This window comes from Streptomyces phyllanthi (assembly GCF_009377205.1).
Classification (GTDB): Bacteria; Actinomycetota; Actinomycetes; order Streptomycetales; family Streptomycetaceae; genus Streptomyces; species Streptomyces phyllanthi.
This window is the reverse complement of the sequence record NZ_VJZE01000057.1, coordinates 13894-32390: the sequence shown is the minus strand read 5'-3', so window position 1 is coordinate 32390 and position 18497 is coordinate 13894. Positions and strand designations below refer to the sequence as shown.

The 18497-nt window shown below is 71.9% G+C and carries 11 protein-coding genes and 1 pseudogene; 6 read left to right on the top strand and 6 right to left on the bottom strand.

What is annotated here, in order from left to right; genetic code table 11:
• Positions 1-2371: glycosyltransferase (locus tag FNH04_RS11595; RefSeq protein ID WP_152783126.1), on the bottom strand; the 2371-nt coding region annotated here is incomplete at its 3' end.
• Between the two features lie 200 nt (positions 2372-2571).
• Here FNH04_RS11595 and FNH04_RS11590 point away from each other — a divergent pair.
• Positions 2572-4332 carry a serine/threonine-protein kinase gene (locus tag FNH04_RS11590; protein ID WP_152783124.1) on the top strand — a complete coding sequence of 587 codons (1761 nt, stop codon included), beginning with the start codon at positions 2572-2574 and terminating at the stop codon, positions 4330-4332.
• Between the two features lie 594 nt (positions 4333-4926).
• Positions 4927-5001, top strand: a pseudogene (locus tag FNH04_RS49365) (hypothetical protein); the annotation flags it as partial.
• Positions 5002-5124: 123 nt separating this feature from the next.
• On the opposite strand, the gene FNH04_RS11580 reads toward FNH04_RS49365, so the two are convergent.
• The 5 genes from FNH04_RS11580 to FNH04_RS11555 all read right to left on the bottom strand — a co-directional run bounded on the left by FNH04_RS11580 (position 5125) and on the right by FNH04_RS11555 (position 10967).
• Positions 5125-6252, bottom strand: a complete 1128-nt coding sequence (locus tag FNH04_RS11580) for an ABC transporter ATP-binding protein (RefSeq protein WP_152783122.1) — start codon at positions 6250-6252, stop codon at positions 5125-5127.
• Positions 6245-8014 (bottom strand): ABC transporter permease, encoded by a 1770-nt coding sequence (locus FNH04_RS11575; protein WP_152783120.1) that lies wholly within the window; start codon positions 8012-8014, stop codon positions 6245-6247. The genes FNH04_RS11580 and FNH04_RS11575 overlap by 8 nt, the downstream gene beginning before the upstream one ends.
• A gap of 33 nt (positions 8015-8047) precedes the next feature.
• The gene (locus tag FNH04_RS11570) at positions 8048-9253 is read right to left on the bottom strand and encodes an ABC transporter substrate-binding protein (protein WP_152783118.1); all 1206 of its coding nucleotides are present in this window, start codon (positions 9251-9253) and stop codon (positions 8048-8050) included.
• Between the two features lie 82 nt (positions 9254-9335).
• Positions 9336-9842 (bottom strand): hypothetical protein, encoded by a 507-nt coding sequence (locus FNH04_RS11565; protein WP_194236637.1) that lies wholly within the window; start codon positions 9840-9842, stop codon positions 9336-9338.
• Positions 9843-9950: 108 nt separating this feature from the next.
• On the bottom strand, positions 9951-10967 hold the full coding sequence (locus FNH04_RS11555) for a zinc-dependent alcohol dehydrogenase (RefSeq protein WP_152783130.1): 1017 nt from the start codon (positions 10965-10967) through the stop codon (positions 9951-9953).
• Positions 10968-11095: 128 nt separating this feature from the next.
• On the opposite strand from FNH04_RS11555, the gene FNH04_RS11550 reads away from it, so the two are divergent.
• The 4 genes from FNH04_RS11550 (at position 11096) to mycP (ending at position 18118) form a co-directional block, all read left to right on the top strand.
• Positions 11096-12811, top strand: coding sequence for an IlvD/Edd family dehydratase (locus tag FNH04_RS11550; protein ID WP_152783116.1), 1716 nt, complete (start codon positions 11096-11098; stop codon positions 12809-12811).
• A gap of 131 nt (positions 12812-12942) precedes the next feature.
• Positions 12943-14757 carry a feruloyl-CoA synthase gene (locus tag FNH04_RS11545; protein WP_152783114.1) on the top strand — a complete coding sequence of 605 codons (1815 nt, stop codon included), beginning with the start codon at positions 12943-12945 and terminating at the stop codon, positions 14755-14757.
• Positions 14758-15038: 281 nt separating this feature from the next.
• Entirely contained in the window at positions 15039-16922 is a 1884-nt protein-coding gene (gene eccE / locus FNH04_RS11535) for a type VII secretion protein EccE (protein WP_194236636.1), read from the top strand.
• Positions 16919-18118, top strand: a complete 1200-nt coding sequence (gene mycP, locus FNH04_RS11530; RefSeq protein ID WP_152783110.1) for a type VII secretion-associated serine protease mycosin — start codon at positions 16919-16921, stop codon at positions 18116-18118. The genes eccE and mycP overlap by 4 nt, the downstream gene beginning before the upstream one ends.
• The last annotated feature ends 379 nt before the right edge of the window (positions 18119-18497 follow it).

Here is an 18497-nt window from a genome sequence, read left to right as displayed (position 1 = left end):
GGGCCGGGGCGTGGTGCGGATGCAGCACCTCCAGGTCGGGCAGTGCCCAGCAGGCGGTGCCCATGTCCCGGGCCATCGCGGCCAGGCCCTCCGTCTCGATGAGGTGCTGGTACGGGAAGGACGGGAAGGTCAGGCCGTCACGGTGGAGGTCGGCGCGGACCAGCAGCGCGGTGCCGCCGACCGAGTCGACGCGGACGAGCCCTCGCCCGCGCAACGCGTCGAGGTAGGTCCGGCCGAACCCCCTGGGAGGCTGAAGGATGCCGTCGCGCAGCCACTGGGTCCAGTTGAGCGTGCCGGCCCCGGGCTGGAGGACGAAGGTGTTGAGGTCGTAGGTGGGCCCACCGGGTGTGGTGGCGCAGTGCGGGGCCACGATGTCCTTGCGCGCTCCGAGCAGACGCTGGATCAGGTCGGCCGGGTAGCCGGTGACATCGACATCGAGCCACAGCACCCACTCCTCGTCGGCGAGGGCTCGGGAGAGCAGCTGGTTGCGCGCCTTGGCCAGCACCGCCCGGCGCCGGCGCTGGACGCCGGGCTCCCAACGGGGACCCGCCAACTGCAGGCCGAAGTCGCGGTGTACGAGGGTGACCCGCCGGAACCCGGCCCGCAGGCCGGGCAGTACCTCGTGGAGCAGCTCCGGTGTCGTGTCCCTGCTGTCACCCTCCAGCAGGCCCAGTGAGATCGACTCGCGCGGGTAGTCCAGGGCGTGGAGATTCTCCAGATAGCCCGGCAGGAACGCGGCCGCGTCCTTCAGAGGGGTGAGCACCAGCACCGGAGGCCGCTCGCTCGCCGGGGCCGGGGCCGGGGCGACGGTCGTCGGCGGTCTCCGCTCGGAGACCTGGGCGGCGGGGTGACCGGTCTCGGCATGGGCGATGTCCGCGGGGGCGATCGGCAGCCGGGTCGCCATGGCGAGCAACCGCTCGGTGTAGGCGCCGGGTTCGGCCCAGATCTCGGTCGCCACCTCGAAGTGCTCCGCGAAATGGGACTCGTCGAACGTGTTCCCGCCGTGGCAGACGTACGTGTACAGGTCGGGCGCGTCGACCGATACGACCCGGCAGGTGCGGACCAGTTCCTCCGCCACCGGAGTGTCCTCGCCCCGGCGTTGCGCCGGGTAGCGCGAGACCCGGTCCTTGGCGCACACCATCGACCCTTCCCACAGGCGCGCGCAGGAGATCGCGAGCTTGTGGCGAGCGGGCCACCACAGCCGCTCACGGGCGAGGAAGCAGGCATCGGCGCCGAGCGCGAGAATCGCCGCCATCTGCGTCTCGACCCGCTCCGGGTCGTACAGGTCGTCGTCGTCCCACTGGCACACGTAGGGCCCGGTGGCCCGGTCCACCGCCTCGTTGCGCAGTTCGCCCAGCGTCCGTCCCTCCGGAGGGAGCCGGTGATGGCGGATCCGTGGATCGTCCAGCTCGCGGAGGTACTGCTCAAGGGTGTCGCTGGTGCCGTCCTCCAGGACGACCAGTTCCAGGTTCGGGTAGGTCTGCGCACGGAAGCACCTGATCGCACGGCGGGCCGTCGCCGAACGGTCCTTGGTGACCATCAGACAGGACACCGTCGGGGCGGGCGCGCCCGAGGCCCAGCGGTGGCGCTGCGCGTCCAGACTGAGCAGACCGTCGGCGATCGGCTGCAGCTCCTGGCTCGCCCAGAACGGGAACCGCCGGCCGGCCGAAGTCCGCTGCGGTCCGGGGATGTCGCGCGTCCAGCTGCCGGACCAGTGGTGCACGGCGTACGCCCGCTCGCGGTCGGCCTTCTGGGGGCCGAACAGCTCCGTCGCGTACGGGCTCACCTCGGGGTACAGGACCTCCGGGTCGAGGACCGTGAGCGAGGCGGGGTTCGGGGCGCTGTCGATCGCCCGGGTGAGGAAGAAGGGGCCCGTGACGTCCAGAGTGCCGGGCAGCTTGTGCGCGCCGACCAGTTGCCGGTGCACATGGGACCAGAAGGGGTGGCCCGGCCGTGACGCGATGAACGCGTTGCCGACGATACGGCCGAATCCGCGCTGACGGGCCAGCAGCAGCCGTGTGTGTGCCTCGGGCTCGCAGCCGAGGACGAGTTCGTGTCCGCCGAGGAGGTCGTCGACCGGACGCAGGCACTCGAAGTCCAGGTCCACGTAGAGCCCGCCGAAATGGTCGAGGAGGAAGTAGCGGATCGCGTCGGCCCGCATGATCGCTTCCGGATAGCCGTCGTAGACCGGCAGGAACCAGGGGTAGTGCTCCTGGAGGAACGCGCGGTTGTCCGCGTCGGTCCACAGGCGGTAGCCCCAGCCGGGGTGATGCAGACGCCACGAGTCGGCCCATTGCTGCCATTCGGTCGGTACGTCAGCGTCTTTCCAGGTTTGGTGAATCAGGGTGGGAATCATCTGGTGCATCCGCATTCACACAGTATGACGATCTGCTCGAACGGCCAGGATTCCCAGGAGGACCCTTCGGTGGAACCTTCACCCGGGCGGCCCTCCCGCTCTGCTCCTCCATAACAGGTGGAACCCCTCGTACCGGTGTCCGAGTCCTGGGCTAAAGTCTCGCTTCATCCTCAGGCGGACGTCCTGCCCGAGGTTGTGCGCTGGGGGTACGGCACATGGGGCCCGAACGTATGGAACTGCCCGGTTACGAGATCCAGGAGGTCCTGGGCCAGGGGGGATTCGCCACGGTGTACCGGGCCCGGCAGCTGGCCGTGGGCAGGGAGGTCGCGCTGAAGGTGGACAGCAGGGTGCTGTCCACACCACGCGACCGGCAGCGTTTCCTGCGCGAGGTCACGGCGGCGGGGCAGCTGTCCGGGCACCCGCACGTGGTACCGGTGTACGACGCCGGGGTGCTCGGCGACAACCGGCCCTACATGGTGCTGGAGTTGTGCCCCGGCGGCTCGCTGGGCGAACGGCTGCACCGGCAGGGACCGCTGCCGGCGAAGGAGGCCCGCGACATCGGGGTGGGCCTCGCGGACGCGGTGGCGGCCGCCCATGCCGTCGGGGTGCTCCACCGCGACATCAAACCCGGCAACGTCATGATCAACCGGTACGGCGGTGTGGCCCTCACCGACTTCGGGCTGGCGGCCATGCCCAGACCGGGGCAGGAGCTCTCCGTGACGCGGGAGGCGCTGACCCCCGCGTACGCGCCGCCCGAGGCCTTCCACATGGCGGAACCCGCGCCGGCGGGTGACGTCTACTCGCTGGCCGCGACGGTGTACGCCCTGCTGAGGGGCTTCCCACCGCACTTCCCGGAGGACGGGAGCCAGCTCAGCCTCGCCGAACTGATCGTGCGCCACACCTGGCCGTACCCCGCCCTGCCGGGAGTGCCGGCCGCCCTCAACTCGGCGCTCGGCCATGCCCTGGCCCCGGATCCGGCGCACCGGCTGTCCGACGCGGGCGCCTTCCGGGACGCTCTCGCCGCCGTCGACTTCGACACCGTCGACCTGGGGGGCGCGGGCGGCTTCGGCCCCGCGCCCAGCATGACCACCGTTCCGTCGCACCGGGACGCGCCGCCCTCTCCGTACACGCGGCCGCACGACACGACGCCTCCGCACGACATCACGCCTCCGTACGACGCGACGCCTCCCTACGGTGCCACTCCTCCCTACGGTGCCACTCCTCCGTACGGTGCCGCCCCTCCGCACGGCGCCACCTACCCGCCGCCCTCCGTCCGGGACGCGGTCCCCGCGACGGTGGATCCGGGACGGCCGGGCAGAGCGGGCCATACGACCGAGGTCGCCGGGCCGGGCGGCGACGGCGGACGGAAGGGATCGCGAAATCCCCGGCTGATCGCGGTACTGGCGGCCGTGGCCGTCTCCGTGAGCGTGTCGGTCACCGTGGTGACGTACCGGATGGGTCAGGACGACGGCGGGGGCGAGGACACGTCCGTGGTCGCCTCTCCCTCCTCCTCCGCCACCGAGGCCAAGGGCGCGTCCGGCTTCGGAGGGGTGGCGACCACGAAGGAGAACTGCCCCGCGACGAGCGTCGAGGGCGTGGGCGGCCGGTGTGTCGTGACGCCGGAGTGCTGGAGCGGTATCACCGATATCTCGGGCATCATCACCATCAGCCGCGCGGACTGCCAGACCAAGAACGTGTGGGAGACCTTCGCGATCGCCCCGCTGCCCAAGGACGGCATGACGAACAACGCGCGGGACCTGATCAAGCACCCTGACGTCAAGGCGCTGTGCTCACAGGAGGTCATGGCCAAGACCATGCTGCCCCAGGGCCGGAGGCTCGCGGACGAGTGGAACGTCGACATCCTCCCGCCGACAGCGGCGGAGTGGGACAAGGGCCTGCGCGTCTTCCGCTGCGTGGCCGCGGCGGTCACGGAGGACGGGGAGAAGACGGGGAGCCAGTTCGCGGTGCAAGGGTGAGCGTACGGGCGTACGGGCAGTCGAGTTGATGAAGGAAGCAGGTACGTCCTGACCACGCTGACTGTTCTTCACCCCGGCGGAGCGCCGCGACGCGAACGCGGGCGGAACGCCGGCCTGACGGCCTGTCCAGTCCCTCGGCGAGGCCCCTCGACGCCGCCGAGGTCGTGCTGTCCTTCTGTCCGCCGCACGCGGCGGAGGACGTCGCCATGGCCGTCGCCCGGCACGGGTCCGCGGGCCCGTACGGCGAGGCCGGATACTCGACGGTGCCGTCGTCGGCTCGCCGCCCACCGGCCGGCACACGTGCCGCCTCCATCCGTCGGGGGGCGCGAAGGCCATGGATCTCCTCCGGGGCGTCTTCGAAGGGACCGGCGTCCAGGTGGAAGTCGCGGGGGATCGTATCGGTGCCGCCTCGGCCCTGAAGCTGTCCCTCGCGGGCTTCCAGAAGGCCGCGCGCACGCCGGCCGCGGTGTCGTACGCCCTCGCGGACGGCCATGGAGTCGCGGAGCTTCCCACCGCGGAGGCTGGGCGCATGCCCGCGGACTTCCTCTCCCGTCCCGGTGAACTGACCGGTGTCGCGGCCCCGCGTGGCGCTGGAGCCCCGAGACGCACGAGGTCGCCGAGAACCTGCGCGCCGCCGGGCTGCCACCCGATATGGCCGAGGCCGCTGCGGAGGTGATGGGGCAGTGGGAGCGGGACAAGGGTTGGTACTACCTGCCGCTCGCCGAGGTGGTCGCACACCTGCGGGACGGCCCCCGCGCCGACTGGGCGCGGGGGCCGTCCCGTGAGTGGTGTTCAGGAGTTGACGGTCAGCAGGTCGCGCTGTTCCTCGGGGAGTTCGACCTTGTCCGCGTAGAGCAGGGCCTGACCGGGGTCGAAGACGAGGTCCACCCTGCCGGTGAGCCCGCCGTGGCTGCTGAGGACCTGGACGGCCTGCCCGCCGAGGCGGACGTCGTACTCGTAGCGCGAGCCGACGTAGGAACTCGTCATGACCTCGGTGTGCAGACGGTTGCCGCCGGACACCGTCCCGGACGGCGGGACGACCTCGAGCCGCTCGGGGCGGATCGCCACGGTGACGCTGTCGTCGGCCGCGATGTTCCGGTCGCTGTCGACCTGCACCACGTCGCCGCTGCAGTCGAGCCGGACGCCGTACCGCATGCCGTCGTGCCCGACCACCTTGCCGGTGAGGAAGTTGCAGCGGCCCACGAAGGCGGCCACCTCGGGGGCGGCGGGCCGCTCGTAGATCTCGTGCGGCGTGCCGATCTGGATCATGTTGCCGCCCTCCATCACGGCGATCCGGTCGCTGAGGGCGAGGGCCTCCTCCTGGTCGTGCGTGACGTAGACGGTGGTGATGCCCAGCTCCTCCTGAAGCCGCTTCAGCCACGCGCGGGCCTGCTCGCGGAGCTTGGCGTCGAGGTTGGACAGCGGCTCGTCGAGCAGCAGGACGGTGGGGGAGTAGACCAGGGCGCGGGCGAGCGCGACGCGCTGCTGCTGGCCGCCTGAGAGCTGGTGAGGGTAGCGGCCGCTCAGCTCGGCCAGACCCACCTTGTCCAGTGCGTCGTGGATCAGGGTTTTCTGCTTCTCCTTCGGGACCTTGCGGATGTTGAGCGGGAGGGCCAGGTTCTTGGCGATCGTCATGTGCGGCCACAGCGCGTAGGACTGGAACACCATGCCGAGGTTGCGCTCCTCGGGCGGCAGGAACACCCCGGCCGCCGTGTCGACGAAGGGTCTTCCGCCGACGGTGATGGCGCCCTCGGTGGGCTGTTCGAGCCCGGCGATGCAGTTGAGCGTGGTCGACTTGCCGCAGCCGCTGGCTCCCAGGAGCGTGAAGAACTCGCCGTCACGGATGGTGAACGTCACGTCCCGGAGGACCGAGTTGCCCCCGAACGTCTTGGCGAGGTTCCTTACGGTCACCTCAGGCATGGTGCTTTCCCTTCATGAGCAGACCGGCGAGTGCGACGAACACCGCGGTGATGGCGATCTGGAGGGTCGCCAGCGCGGCGACGGATCCGGCCCGGCCCTGGGTCCAGAGGCTGAGCATGGTGGTTCCCAGGATGTTGTTGTCCGCGGAGCTCAGGAACACGGCCGGCGAGTACTCCTTGAGCATGATCACGAAGGTGAGCACCAGGGCGCCGGCGAAGGCCGGGGTGACGAGGGCCCGCAGGACCCGGAAGAACGTCATCACCCAGTCGGCCCCTGACACCCGGGCCGCGTTGTCCAGTTCCCCGCCGATCTGCATGATCGCCGGGGCGACCGAGCCGAAGGCGCTGGGCAGGGCGCGCATGCCGAAGGCGATGATGACGGCCCAGATCGTGCCCTGGAGCATCGAGCCGACGCCGAACGGGGCGAGGGCGAAGGCCCAGAAGAAGCCGATACCGATGATGATGCCGGGCAGCGACTGCGGGATCAGTGCCAGGTACTCCACGGCCCGGCCGAGGCGGAAGGTGGAGCGGCGCGCGACCATCACCGCGAGCACCGCGATGGCGCTGACCGTCACCGAGCCGACACCGGCGACGATGAGGCTGTTCCAGAGGGACTGGACGTAGTTGTCGGAGTCGAAGACCATCTCGTAGTTCTGCGTGGTGACCGTCTTGAACGGCGACTGGAGCGGGGTGAACACCAGCGTGAAGGAGCGGAAGACCAGGCCCGCGATCGGGACCAGGGCGCCGACGATCACGTAGAACCAGATGCACACGATGCTCAGCCACTTCAGCCAGCCGAGGTCGAGTTTGCGGGGGCGGGTCACCTTGCCGCGCACCGACACGAACCGGGCGGCGTCCTTGAGCAGCTTGGCCTGCAGGGCCACCAGGCTCAGCGTGACGACCAGGATGATCGTGGAGGCGGCGCCCAGGACCGTGAAGTCGGGGTCCACCGACTGCAGGCCGTTGTGGTACAGGAACGTCGAGAACACGTCGATCCCGACGGGCTGGCCGTACAGCAGCGGCACGCTCAGGGTCTCGATCGAGACCGAGAACACCAGGATCGCGCTGTAGACGATCGGGGGCCGCAGCAGCGGCACGATCACCTGTCCCAGGATCCGCAGCGGTCCGGCGCCGCAGACCTGCGCCGCCGACTCCAGCGACGCGTCGGACTGCCTGAGCGCGTTGGCGCAGAACACGTAGGCGATCGGAGCGAGCGCCACCGCCTCCGTGAGCGCCATCCCGGGTATGGAGTACAGGTTCCACGGCACAGCGCCGAAGACCTGCTGGACCTTGACGCTGACGAACCCGGCCGGGCCGTACATGATGATCCAGCCGAAGCCGAGGATCAGCGAGGAGATGAAGAAGGGCCACTGCATCGCCAGGGCGACCAGCCGGCCGCCCGGCAGTTTCGTGCGGACCACGACGATCGCCATGGGGATGGCGATCGCCAGGCTCAGCAGTGTGGTCAGCGAGGCGAACAGCACCGTGTTGAGCGCCACCTCACCGAAACCGGCGTCGGTGAAGAGCCTGGTGTAGCCGCTGAGGGTGAAGGCTCCGCCCGCCTCGTAGAGGGGGCGGTTGCGCACACTCTGGTAGAGGGTCGGAACGATCGGAGCCAGTACCAGCACGGCGAGGAACGCCAGCACTGCGTACTGGACGACCTGGTCCCGCCCGACGCCGAAGGGGCGGCGGTAGCGCGGAGGCTTGAACGTTGCTGCTTGGTCGTCAGCCGATTTTCGGGTCGGCTGGGTCAGGGTTGACATGTGCTCTGGCTCCGATCGTTCCGGGAGGCGTGCCTACTTCTTGAGGAGTCCGTCGAAGCGCTCGAGCCAGGCATCGGCGTCGGCCTTCCGGACCTCGGAGTAGTCGACGTCGATGATCTTGTCCTCGCCGACCTTGTCGACGACCTCCTGGTAGGTGTGCAGGCCCTCGCCCTCGACGCCCTCCCGGTAGGACGCCAGACCGCCCTCGGCGACCGCGCGCTGGCCCTCCTCCGACAGCACGAAGTCCATGAACAGCTTCGAGGTCGCCGGGTGCGGCGCCTTGGCGGCGACGCCGATGCCACGGGGAAGGACGACGGTGCCGTCCTCGGGGAAGACGATCTTGACCAGGCCGTCGCTGTCCTCGACGACGGGGTAGGCGGGCGAGGCGCTGATCAGGAAGCCGGCCGTGTACTCACCGGAGACGATCTTCTCCAGCTGCGTTCCCGAGGAGGTCTCCGGGCGGGTCAGCGGGAGGATCTTCTCCAGCGCGTCCCACGCCTCGTGGTTGCCCTCGGTGAGGGCGCGGGTCACGGAGAAGCCGAACGAGCCCTCGGGGGAGCGGACCGTGACCTTGTTCTTGAACTTGCCCTTGTCCGCGTTCATGATCTCGGCCAGGTCGGCGAGGCCGGTCGGCGGCTTCTCCATCAGCGCCGTGTTGTAGGCGATGGTCATCGGGTCCTTGGACATCGAGTAGACGCTGGGCAGGAGTTCGGCACCGTTGCCGAGCTTGGGGAGCTCCGGGGACTTGTACTCCAGCACCGAGTTGTCGCGCTTCGAGAAGTTCGTCCAGGCGCTCGCCGCGCTCGAGATCAGCACGTCCGCGGGCGAGGTACCGGCCGCGTTCTCCGAGAGGACCTTCTGGAACAGCTCGTCGCTGTCGAGTTCGTTGACCGAGACGGTTTTGATGAAGTCGTACTTCTTCTTGAAGTCCCGGACGACGGGAGCCATGTTCTCGTCACCGAGGTTGGAGTAGACGGTCAGCTTGCCGCCCTCCTTCTCGGCCTCCTCGATCAGGTCGCTGTAGCCGTCGGGGTAGTAGTCGGGCACCTCACCGGCGGAGATCTTGTTCTCCGCCACCGTGGGCTTGTCCTCCTCGCCGCTCCCGCAGGCGGCCAGCACTCCGAGTGCGAGAACCACGCCGAGCGCGGTCGCGGAGCGGCGGTAGGTGGAACGCCTGGGGGCGGGTGACGTGCCCGTGACGGCGACGAGACGGTGGCCGGGGTGGCTGGATCTTGCCATGGTTCTCCTCCTGGAGCGTGCCTTCTGGCAGCTGTTGCCGGGAGGTTAGAGACGCAGGTCAGGGCGGTAAATGCTTCACCGTTCAGAAGTCGTACTGCTCGTATTGGTCGTTCTGGTCGTGACGCGAGTCACTTGTTGCGGGGCGGGTGTATGGCTGGAAGACATCGATGTCACCCCACCGGCGCGGGCAGCGCCAGGGCACGGGCGAGAGCGGCCGTGACCTGGGTGGAACGGCCCGGCAGATGCGCCCATGCCGTGCGGCCCACGTGGCGGCCGGGCGCAGGAAGCCGGTGAGGTCGCGCTCCGCTCCCGCGAGGAGGCGCCGCAGTTCGTCGGCGGGCAACTCGATCCCGGGACTGCCGTCCCGGTCGGCGTCCACGGTCAGGCGTACGGTGTCGCCGCGCCGTTCGGCGAGCGGTGAGGGGTCGTGCCCGAAGGACGCCCAGCCGTCGCCGTCGAGGACCTCCAGCCAGTCGCCGCGCCCCTCGATCCCGTTGCAGCGGCCCGGCAGCAGGGTGACACCGACGGCCCTCCCCGCGGCCCGGTCGCGAACCGCAGCCGCCTCACCGGCCCGGCGTCCCCGGAGCACCCGGCCAGTACGGTCGCCGCGGCCCCTCCGAGCCCGGCGCCGAGTACGCGTCGGCGGCTCACCGCTGTGCTGGTCACGGGCGAAGGGGAACTGCAGTAACCGCAGCCGTCAGACCAGGCGCGGGTCCACATGGATCTTGGGCCCCGGTCCGGCGCCGGCCGGGCGTTCACCGGCGAGGACGGGGCCGGCCCCGTCCAGGCCGACGGTCGCGGCGACGAGCGGTCTCGGATCGACCGACCCGTCGGCGTACGCCCGGATGGTGGCGGCGAGACCGGGGGAGGCGGACAGGATGCCCACCGCGGTCACGTCCTTGAGGGCGAGCACCCGGGTGTCGACCCTGCTGGGCTCACCGGCCAGCCCCACGTACACGACACGCCCCGAGGGCTCGACCAGCTCCAGGGCCAGTCCGGGCAGACGGGCGGCGTTCGAGGCGTCCACGACCGCGTCGAACGGGAGGTCCGGGACGGACTGCTCCGGCCATACGTGCGCGAAGCCCAGCTCGCGGGCGAAGGCGAGCGACTCCTCGGTGCGGCCCATGAGGTGCACCTCCGCCCCGGCGGACCGGAGGAACATCGCGACCAGCAGACCGATGGTCCCCGGCCCCAGGACGAGGACCCGGTCGCCGGGCCGTGGGGCGGCGGCCCGTGCGGCACGCAGGGCGTTGCCCCCGGGCTCGACCAGCGCGCCGAGCACGGCGTCGACGGAGCCGGGCAGGGCGTGCAGCGAGGAGACCGGTACCGCGAGCCGTTCCGCCAGGGCTCCGGCCCTCCCGCCGCGAATGCCGACCTCCTGACGCCGCTCGCACACGTGCTGGTGGCCGCGCCGGCAACGTCGGCAGACGCCGCAGCCGAGCATGGTGTCGCCCATGACCCGCCGCCCGATCCAGTCGCGGCCGACCCCGTCGCCGACCGCCGCCACCCGCCCGGCCCACTCGTGGCCCAGCGTCATCGGGTAGGCGGAATGGCCCTGGTGGAGATAGGCCATCTCACCGGTGAAGAACTCCACGTCGGTCCCGCACACGCCGACCCGCTCGACCTCGACGACCACCTCGCCGGGAGCCGCCACCGGCACCGGCACCTCCTGGACCGTGTACTCCCCGGGAGCGGTCAGTACGAAGGCGCGCATGCCGTCGGTGCCCGCCGCACCGCCCTCTTCACGGCCGGTCTCGCGGTCTGTCGATCCGTAGGACGTCTGCCTATGCTTCATGGGGTTCCAGACCCTAGATCGCCGCACTGGTTATGGGAAGGAGCCCGATGGCGACGCTCCGCAGCGCACAGTGGTACGCGGGCCAGGACCGCAACGCCTACATCCACCGGGCATGGATGCGCCGCGGTGTGCCCGGGGACGCCTTCACCGGCCGCCCGCAGATCGCGATCGCCAACACCGCCTCGGACCTGACGCCCTGCAACGCGCATCTGGACGAGGTGGCGGCCTCGGTGCGCGACGGTGTGTACGAGGCGGGCGGTATCCCGCTGGACCTGCCCGTGGTGTCCCTGGGCGAGACGAACGTGCGGCCCACGGCCATGCTCTGGCGGAACATGGCGGCGATGGCCACGGAGGAGATGCTGCGGGCCAACCCCATCGACGGAGTCGTCCTGCTGGGAGGCTGCGACAAGACGATTCCCTCGCTGCTCATGGCCGCCGCCTCGGTGGACCTGCCCGCCGTCGTCGTGCCCGGCGGGCCGATGCTGACCGGGACCTTCCGCGGTGTGCCGCTGGGCTGCGGCACCGACGTGTGGCGGCTGTCGGAGGAGGTCCGGGCCGGCACGCTCTCCCAGGAGCAGTTCACCCGCTCCGAGTCGGCGATGATCCGCAGCCGCGGGCACTGCAACACCATGGGGACCGCCTCGACGATGGCGCTGGTGGCCGAGGCCCTGGGCACGGTCGTGCCCGGAGTGGCCGGCACCCCCGCCCCCGACAGCCGGCTGCTGGAGGCCGCGCACCACACCGGCCGGCTGGCGGTGGACATGGTCGGCGCCGACCGGCGGCCGGCGTCCTTCCTGACCGGGGCGTCCTTCCACAACGCGATCGTGGCGCTGGCCGCCATCGGCGGCTCCACCAACGCGGTCGTCCACCTCCTCGCCATCGCCGGCCGGCTCGGCGTCGACCTCTCGCTCGACGACTTCGACCGCATCGGCTCCCGCGTCCCGGTCCTGGTGGACCTCCAGCCGGCCGGCCGCTTCCTGATGGAGGACTTCCACCGCGCCGGAGGCCTGAGCGCCGTCCTGCGCGAAGTCCGTGACCTGCTCGACCCCGACGCGCTCACCGTGACCGGCAAGCCGCTGGTGGACCACCTCGACGACGCGACCGTCTGGGACTCCGAGGTCATCCGCACACGGTCCGAGCCACTGGTGGCCGAGGGCGGCATCGCCGTCCTGCGCGGCAACCTCGCCCCCGACGGCGCCCTCATCAAACCCGCGGCGGCCTCGGCGCACCTGCTCAGGCACCGTGGCCGGGCCGTCGTCTTCGACAGCATCGAGGACTTCCACGCCCGCATCGACGACCCCGGACTCGACGTCGACGCCGACTCCGTGCTCGTCCTGCGCGGCTGCGGACCCAAGGGCTACCCGGGCATGCCCGAGGTGTCGAACATGCCGCTGCCGAAGAAGCTGCTCGCCGAGGGCGTGCGCGACATGGTTCGCGTCTGCGACGGCCGGATGAGCGGCACCGCCTACGGCACCGTCGTCCTGCACGTGGCACCGGAGGCCGCCGCCGGAGGCCCGCTCGCGCTCGTACGGACCGGGGACGTCATCAGCCTCGACGTCGAGGCCCGCCGCATCGACGTCGACGTGCCCGACGACGAACTCGTCCGCCGCGCCCCGAACGAGGCCACCGTGGCCGGTTTCGCGAACCCCCGCCGTGGCTGGGAACGTCTCTACGTCGACCATGTCCAGCAGGCCGACACCGGCGCCGACCTGGACTTCCTCATCGGATCCAGCGGCTCGCAGGTGAGCCGCGAGTCGCACTGACCGCCCCACCCGCACGCTCCCGGGACCAACGTTCTACAAACGCTTCACGTGGCGGACATCGTGTGTCAGCATATCGCTCGCTCCGGCCCCGCCCACGGGGTGCTCGCGTCTCAGGAGGGGGCACCGAAGGCATGTTCGCCATTCCTGACATCGAACGAGAGGACCGCCCCGACGGCGGTGCCCTGTTCCGTTCGCGCCGGCCGCTCGCGGCGTACCCCACGTCGGTCGCGGCGATGCTGCGGGACCGGGCCGCCCGGGACCCCGGCCGTCCGCTGATCGCGGAGCGGGACGCCGAGGACCGCTGGCAGACCCTCGGCTACGGCGAGGTCCGTGCCCGCGCCGACGCGATCGGCCAGGCACTGCTGGACCGGGGACTGGGCCCGGACCGCCCGCTGATGGTGCTGTCCGGCAACTCGACGGCCCACTTCCTGCTGATGACGGGCGCCCTGACCGCCGGGGTGCCGGTGGCACCGGTCAGCGTGGCGTACTCCCTCATGAGCTCCGACCACGCCCGCCTCAAGGCCATCGCCGGACTGCTGCGCCCGGGCATGGTGTTCGCGGACGACGGCAACGCCTTCCGTACGGCGATCGAGGCGGTCCGGGCGGACGCGGGCGCGGTCGTCGTCGCCTCGGGCGCCGACGCGGTGCCCGGCGCGGAACCGCTCGCCGCACTGGAACGCACGCGGCCCGGCACCGCCCTGGAGGAGGCGTTCGGCGCGCTCACGGGGGAGTCCGTCGCCAAGATCCTCTTCACGTCCGGCTCGACCGGCACCCCCAAGGGCGTGCTCAACACGCACCGCATGCTGTGCTCGAACCAGCAGGCCATACGTCAGGTGTGGCCGTTCCTCGCGGAGGAACCCCCGGTACTGGTCGACTGGCTGCCGTGGAGCCACACCTTCGGCGGCAACCACAACATGAACATGGTCCTGAACAACGGGGGCACGCTCTTCCTCGACGACGGCAGACCGGCGCCCCATCAGTTCGGGCGCACCTGCCGGAACCTCCAGGACGTCCGCCCGACCGCCGTGTTCAACGTCCCGGCGGGGTACGCGCAGCTGGTACCCGCGCTGGAAGCCGACCGCGAGTTCGCCGAAGCGTTCTTCTCCCGTCTGCGCCTCGTGTTCAACGCCGCGGCCGCGCTGCCCCCGAGCCTGCGGGAACGCCTGTCGAAGCTTGCCAGGGACGTCGCCGGAAGGGACGTTCCCGTCACCGGGGCGTGGGGCGCCACGGAGACCGCGCCCGCCGTGACCAGCGCCCACTACCCCTTCGACGACGCGCGCTGCATCGGCGTCCCGCTGCCCGGCCTCGAGGTCAAGCTCGCCCCCGTCGGCGGGGCACGGGAGATCCGCGTACGCGGCGACGCGGTCACACCCGGCTACCTCCACCGCCCCGACCTGACCGCGGCGGCCTTCGACGAGGAGGGGTTCTACCGCTCCGGTGACGCCGTCGAGCCGGTCGACCCGGAGGACCCCTCGCGGGGGTTCGTGTTCCAGGGCCGTATCGCCGAGGACTTCAAACTCACGAGCGGCACCTTCGTGCGCGTCGGCGCGGTGAGGACCGCGCTGCTCTCGGCCGTCCCGCTGCTGTCCGGCGCCGTCATCTGCGGGGAGAACCAGCCGTTCGTCAGCGCGGTGGCCTGGGTCAACGAGGCCGAATCACGAGCCGTCGTCCCCGGCGAGCTGCCCGTGGTCGACGGCTGCCTCCGGCATCCGCGGCTGGCGGCACACATCGCCGAACTCCTGGCCGGGCTGGGCGCCTCGGCCGGCTCCTCCGGACGTGTCGCCCGCGTACTCCTGCTCGCCGAACCGCCGCAGCTGGACGCGGGCGAGATCACGGACAAGGGCTACATCAACCAGCGCCGGGTCCTGGAACGCCGGGCCGCTCTCGTCGACCGGCTCTACACCGATCCACCGCACGAGGCGGTCATCATCGCGGCCGGCGACTGACACCGATCCGTCGGCGATACGGCGCAGGGTGCCGTCCGTGTCCTTCCGGATCCCGCGTCCACGTACCGCCCGGATCCCGCGTCCACGTACCGCCCGGATCCCGCGTCCACGTACCGCCCGGATCCCGCATCCACGTACCGCCCGAATCCCGCGTCCACGTACCGCCCGAATCCCGCGTCCACGTACCGCCCGGATCCCGGTTGATCCGGTGGGGCCCTTCATACGTTGCTCCCCACGACGCTGCAGAAGCCGCGTGAAGGGCGCAGAGGATGGGGAACCGGATGACTTCGGTGGCGGAACGGACGGCGGACGTGTCGCCGCGTACCGGGAGGGGGGAACGGCCGGAACGTCCGGCGCTCCGGATACGGCTCGGACAGGTCATCGTGTGGGAGGCCGCGGCCCTGTTGCTCGCGGCAGGGCTGTTCGCCCCGGCCCCGGCGCGGGTCCCCGCGCTGGCGGGCGCCGGACTGCTGCTCGTCGCCACGCTGCCGCGACCGCAGCGGCGCCCGCTCTACGACTGGGTGCTCACCCGGATGCGCCATCGCGCCCGGCGGCGCGGGCGCCGCGCGCAGGACGCCGGGCCGTTCGGGCCGCTGCGCGCCCTGCTGCCCGAGCTGACCGTGGGCCGGGCGGGCGGGCGGAGCCGTGTCCGGATGGGTGTCGTCCACGACGGCCGCGCCTGGATCGCGCTCGTCGGCGTGGCCCGGGACGAGCGGCTCACCCCGGGCCAGGACACCGACGCGCCCCTGCCGGTGCACCGGCTCGCCGAACTGCTCCAGGTCGACGACATCGCCTTCGACTCCGTACAGGTACTGGTGTACAGCGTCGGCGCGCCCACCGGAGCGGACGCCGCCTCCGAACGGTGCGCCGCCTCCTATCGGGAGCTGAACAGCACGGGCATCCCGCTGACCCGGTCCGCCTGGATCGCGCTCCGGCTCGACGAGGCCACCTGTCCGGAGGCCGTGGCCGCACGCGGCGGAGGCGAGGCCGGAATCCGCCGTGCGCTGCGGCGCGGCGCCCTCCAGGCCGTCGGCCTGCTGCGGGACGAGGGCCGGCGGGCCCATGTGCTCGACGAGACGGAGGCCGCCGAGGCCCTCGTCGCGCTCGCCGGACTGCGGGGCGGCGAACCGTCCGGGCAGCATCCGCCGGCCGCCGAGGAGTGGGCGGCCTGGCACGGCCACGGCATCCCGCACGTCGCGTACCGGGTGCGTGAGCGGGACACGGCCGGAAGCGGACTCGCCCGGCTCCAGGAGCTGCTCGCGGAGTTCCCCGCGCACGCCGCCGTCCTGTCGCTCACCCTCACCGCGACCCCGGGGGGCACCACGGGCTGCACCACGCTGGTGCGCACCAGCGGCGCCACCCCTGACATGTCCGGCACCTTCGCCCGTGCCGCCGCCGAGCACCGGATACGCCTGCACCGCCTGGACGGCGAACAGGCGGCCGGAATGGTCGCCACCCTGCCGCTGGGCCGGTCCACCGGCCCGCGCGCCCACGCCGCGCCGATCGGCGACCGGCCCCTCGAACTGGCACCGCACCGCGAAGGACTCACCCTCGGCACACTCCGGGACGGCAGCCCGGCCGCGGTCCGCGTGTTCCGGCGCCTGCCCCTGCGGATCGGGGTGTTCCTGCCGCGCCGCTCCGCCGAGCTGCTCGTCTTCCGGATGCTCGGCGCGGGAGCGACCGTCCATGTCCGCTCACCGAGGCCCCGGTCCTGGGCCGCCCTGATGCGGGCCGCGGGTGTCGACGCGGGACGTCTGGTGATCGGCCTGCCCGGCGGGCCCACCCCTGCGGCCGGCGGTCCGCTCGCCCCCGTCGTGGTCGTCGACGACTTCCCCGGCGGCAGCGGAGAACCGCGCGCCGACCTCGGCGCCTGGCAGACCGGGCTCACCCTGCTCCCGAAGGTGCCCGACACGCCCCATGACGACGCGGACGCGCTGCGCCGCTACGACGCGGTCCTGGTCCCGCGCCTCGCTCCGGCGGCCGTACGGCAGCTGAGCACCGCGTACGGGCTGCCCGACAGCGCGATACGGACGCTGCCGCTGATGCCGCGCGACACCACCGCGGTCGTGGTCCACGGTGGCGCCGAGCCGGTGGACATGCGCCCCACACCGACCGAGCACGACCTGCTGCACGCCCTCGGGCACGGTCCGGAGGTACGGCCGTGAGCGCGCCCCGCCGCCGTACCGCCACCGCCACAGCCACCGCCGTGGCGGTCGTGTCCGTCCTCTCCGCGACCCTCGTCCTGCCCATGGCGGGCCCCGCCGCCGCGGCGGACTGCGCGACGCCGTCCACGCAGACCACCGCCGAACTGCCCTGGTCGCAGGCGCGTCTGGACCCGCAGCGGGTCTGGGCGCTGACCAAGGGCGAGGGCGTGACGGTCGCCGTCGTAGACTCGGGCGTCGACGCGTCGGTCCCCCAGCTCGCCGGGCAGGTGCTGCGCGGCGCCGACGTGGTCGGCGGAACCGGGCGCGGCGACACCGACTGCGTGGGCCACGGAACGTTCGTGGCGGGCATCGTCGCGGCCCGGCCGGCGCCGGGCCTCACCTTCGCGGGTGTCGCCCCCGGTGCGAAGGTCCTCCCCATCCGGCAGACGGCCGACGGGGAGGACGGCACGGCCAACGGCATGGCCGACGCCATCCGCGAAGCCGTCGACTCGGGCGCCGACGTCGTGAACGTCTCCATCAACTCCCCGGTACGGAGCCGGAAACTCGACGACGCCGTCAAGTACGCCGTACGCAAGGACGTCCTCATCGTCGCCTCCGCCGGCAACGAGGAACGGCCCGGGCAGCAGTCGTCCGCGCTCAGCTTCCCCGCCGCCTACCCGGGCGTGCTGACCGTCGCCGCGGTCGGCCGGGACGACCAGCCCGCGTCCTTCTCCAGGAGCGGCGAGTACGTCGACATCGCGGCCCCCGGAGTGGACATCCTGAGCCTCGGCACGGGCGGCCCCGGCTACCGCGTGGACGAGGGAACGAGCTTCGCGGCGCCCTATGTCTCCGGTACGGCGGCGCTGGTCCGGGCCCGCCACCCCGAGTTGACGGTGCCGCAGGTGATCCACCGCCTGGAGTCGACGGCCGACCACCCGGCGAAGACGCTGCCCGACCCACAGGTGGGCTGGGGCATCGTGAACCCCTTCAAGGCGGTGACGGCGGTCGTCCCGGGCGAGGCGAGGGGCTCCGCCCCCTCGGCGCCCGCGTCCTCCCCACCACGACGCGCGGCGCCGCCCTCCGCCAACGATCCCGTGGCGACCCCGGCCGACGCCACGACCCACGGCTACCTCCCGCTACTGCTCGGCCTCGCCGCCCTCGCGCTCCTCGGCACCGGAGGCATCCTGGTGGCCCGCCTGGCGGCGCGCCGCGGCTGAGGGCACCAGGAAGTAGAGCGTGATGGTGCTGTAGTCGCTCAACGCGCCCACGTTGCACTCGCGGTGGCGCGACGTTGTGACGGCCGGGCGGCTTCCCGTGGCGGACTCCGCGAGGCGGGATTTCCGTCCCCGGGAGCCCCCCCCGGGCGTCGCCTTGTTCCGCGCGATGCCACGGCTGACGGCGTACGAAGCCCCCGAACGCGCGGACTTGGCGTGTTCGGGGGCGGTCGTGTGCGCGGGGAAGGCGCCACCTCCGTGGCCGGAGTGTGGTCGAGGTGCAGCAGCCCGGCCGTGCGCACCGCGCCCAGTGCCTCGGCGAGCCCGCCGAGCGGCAGCCGCGGCGTGTGTCCGTCGAGCGGTCCGTGCTCGGCCACTGCCT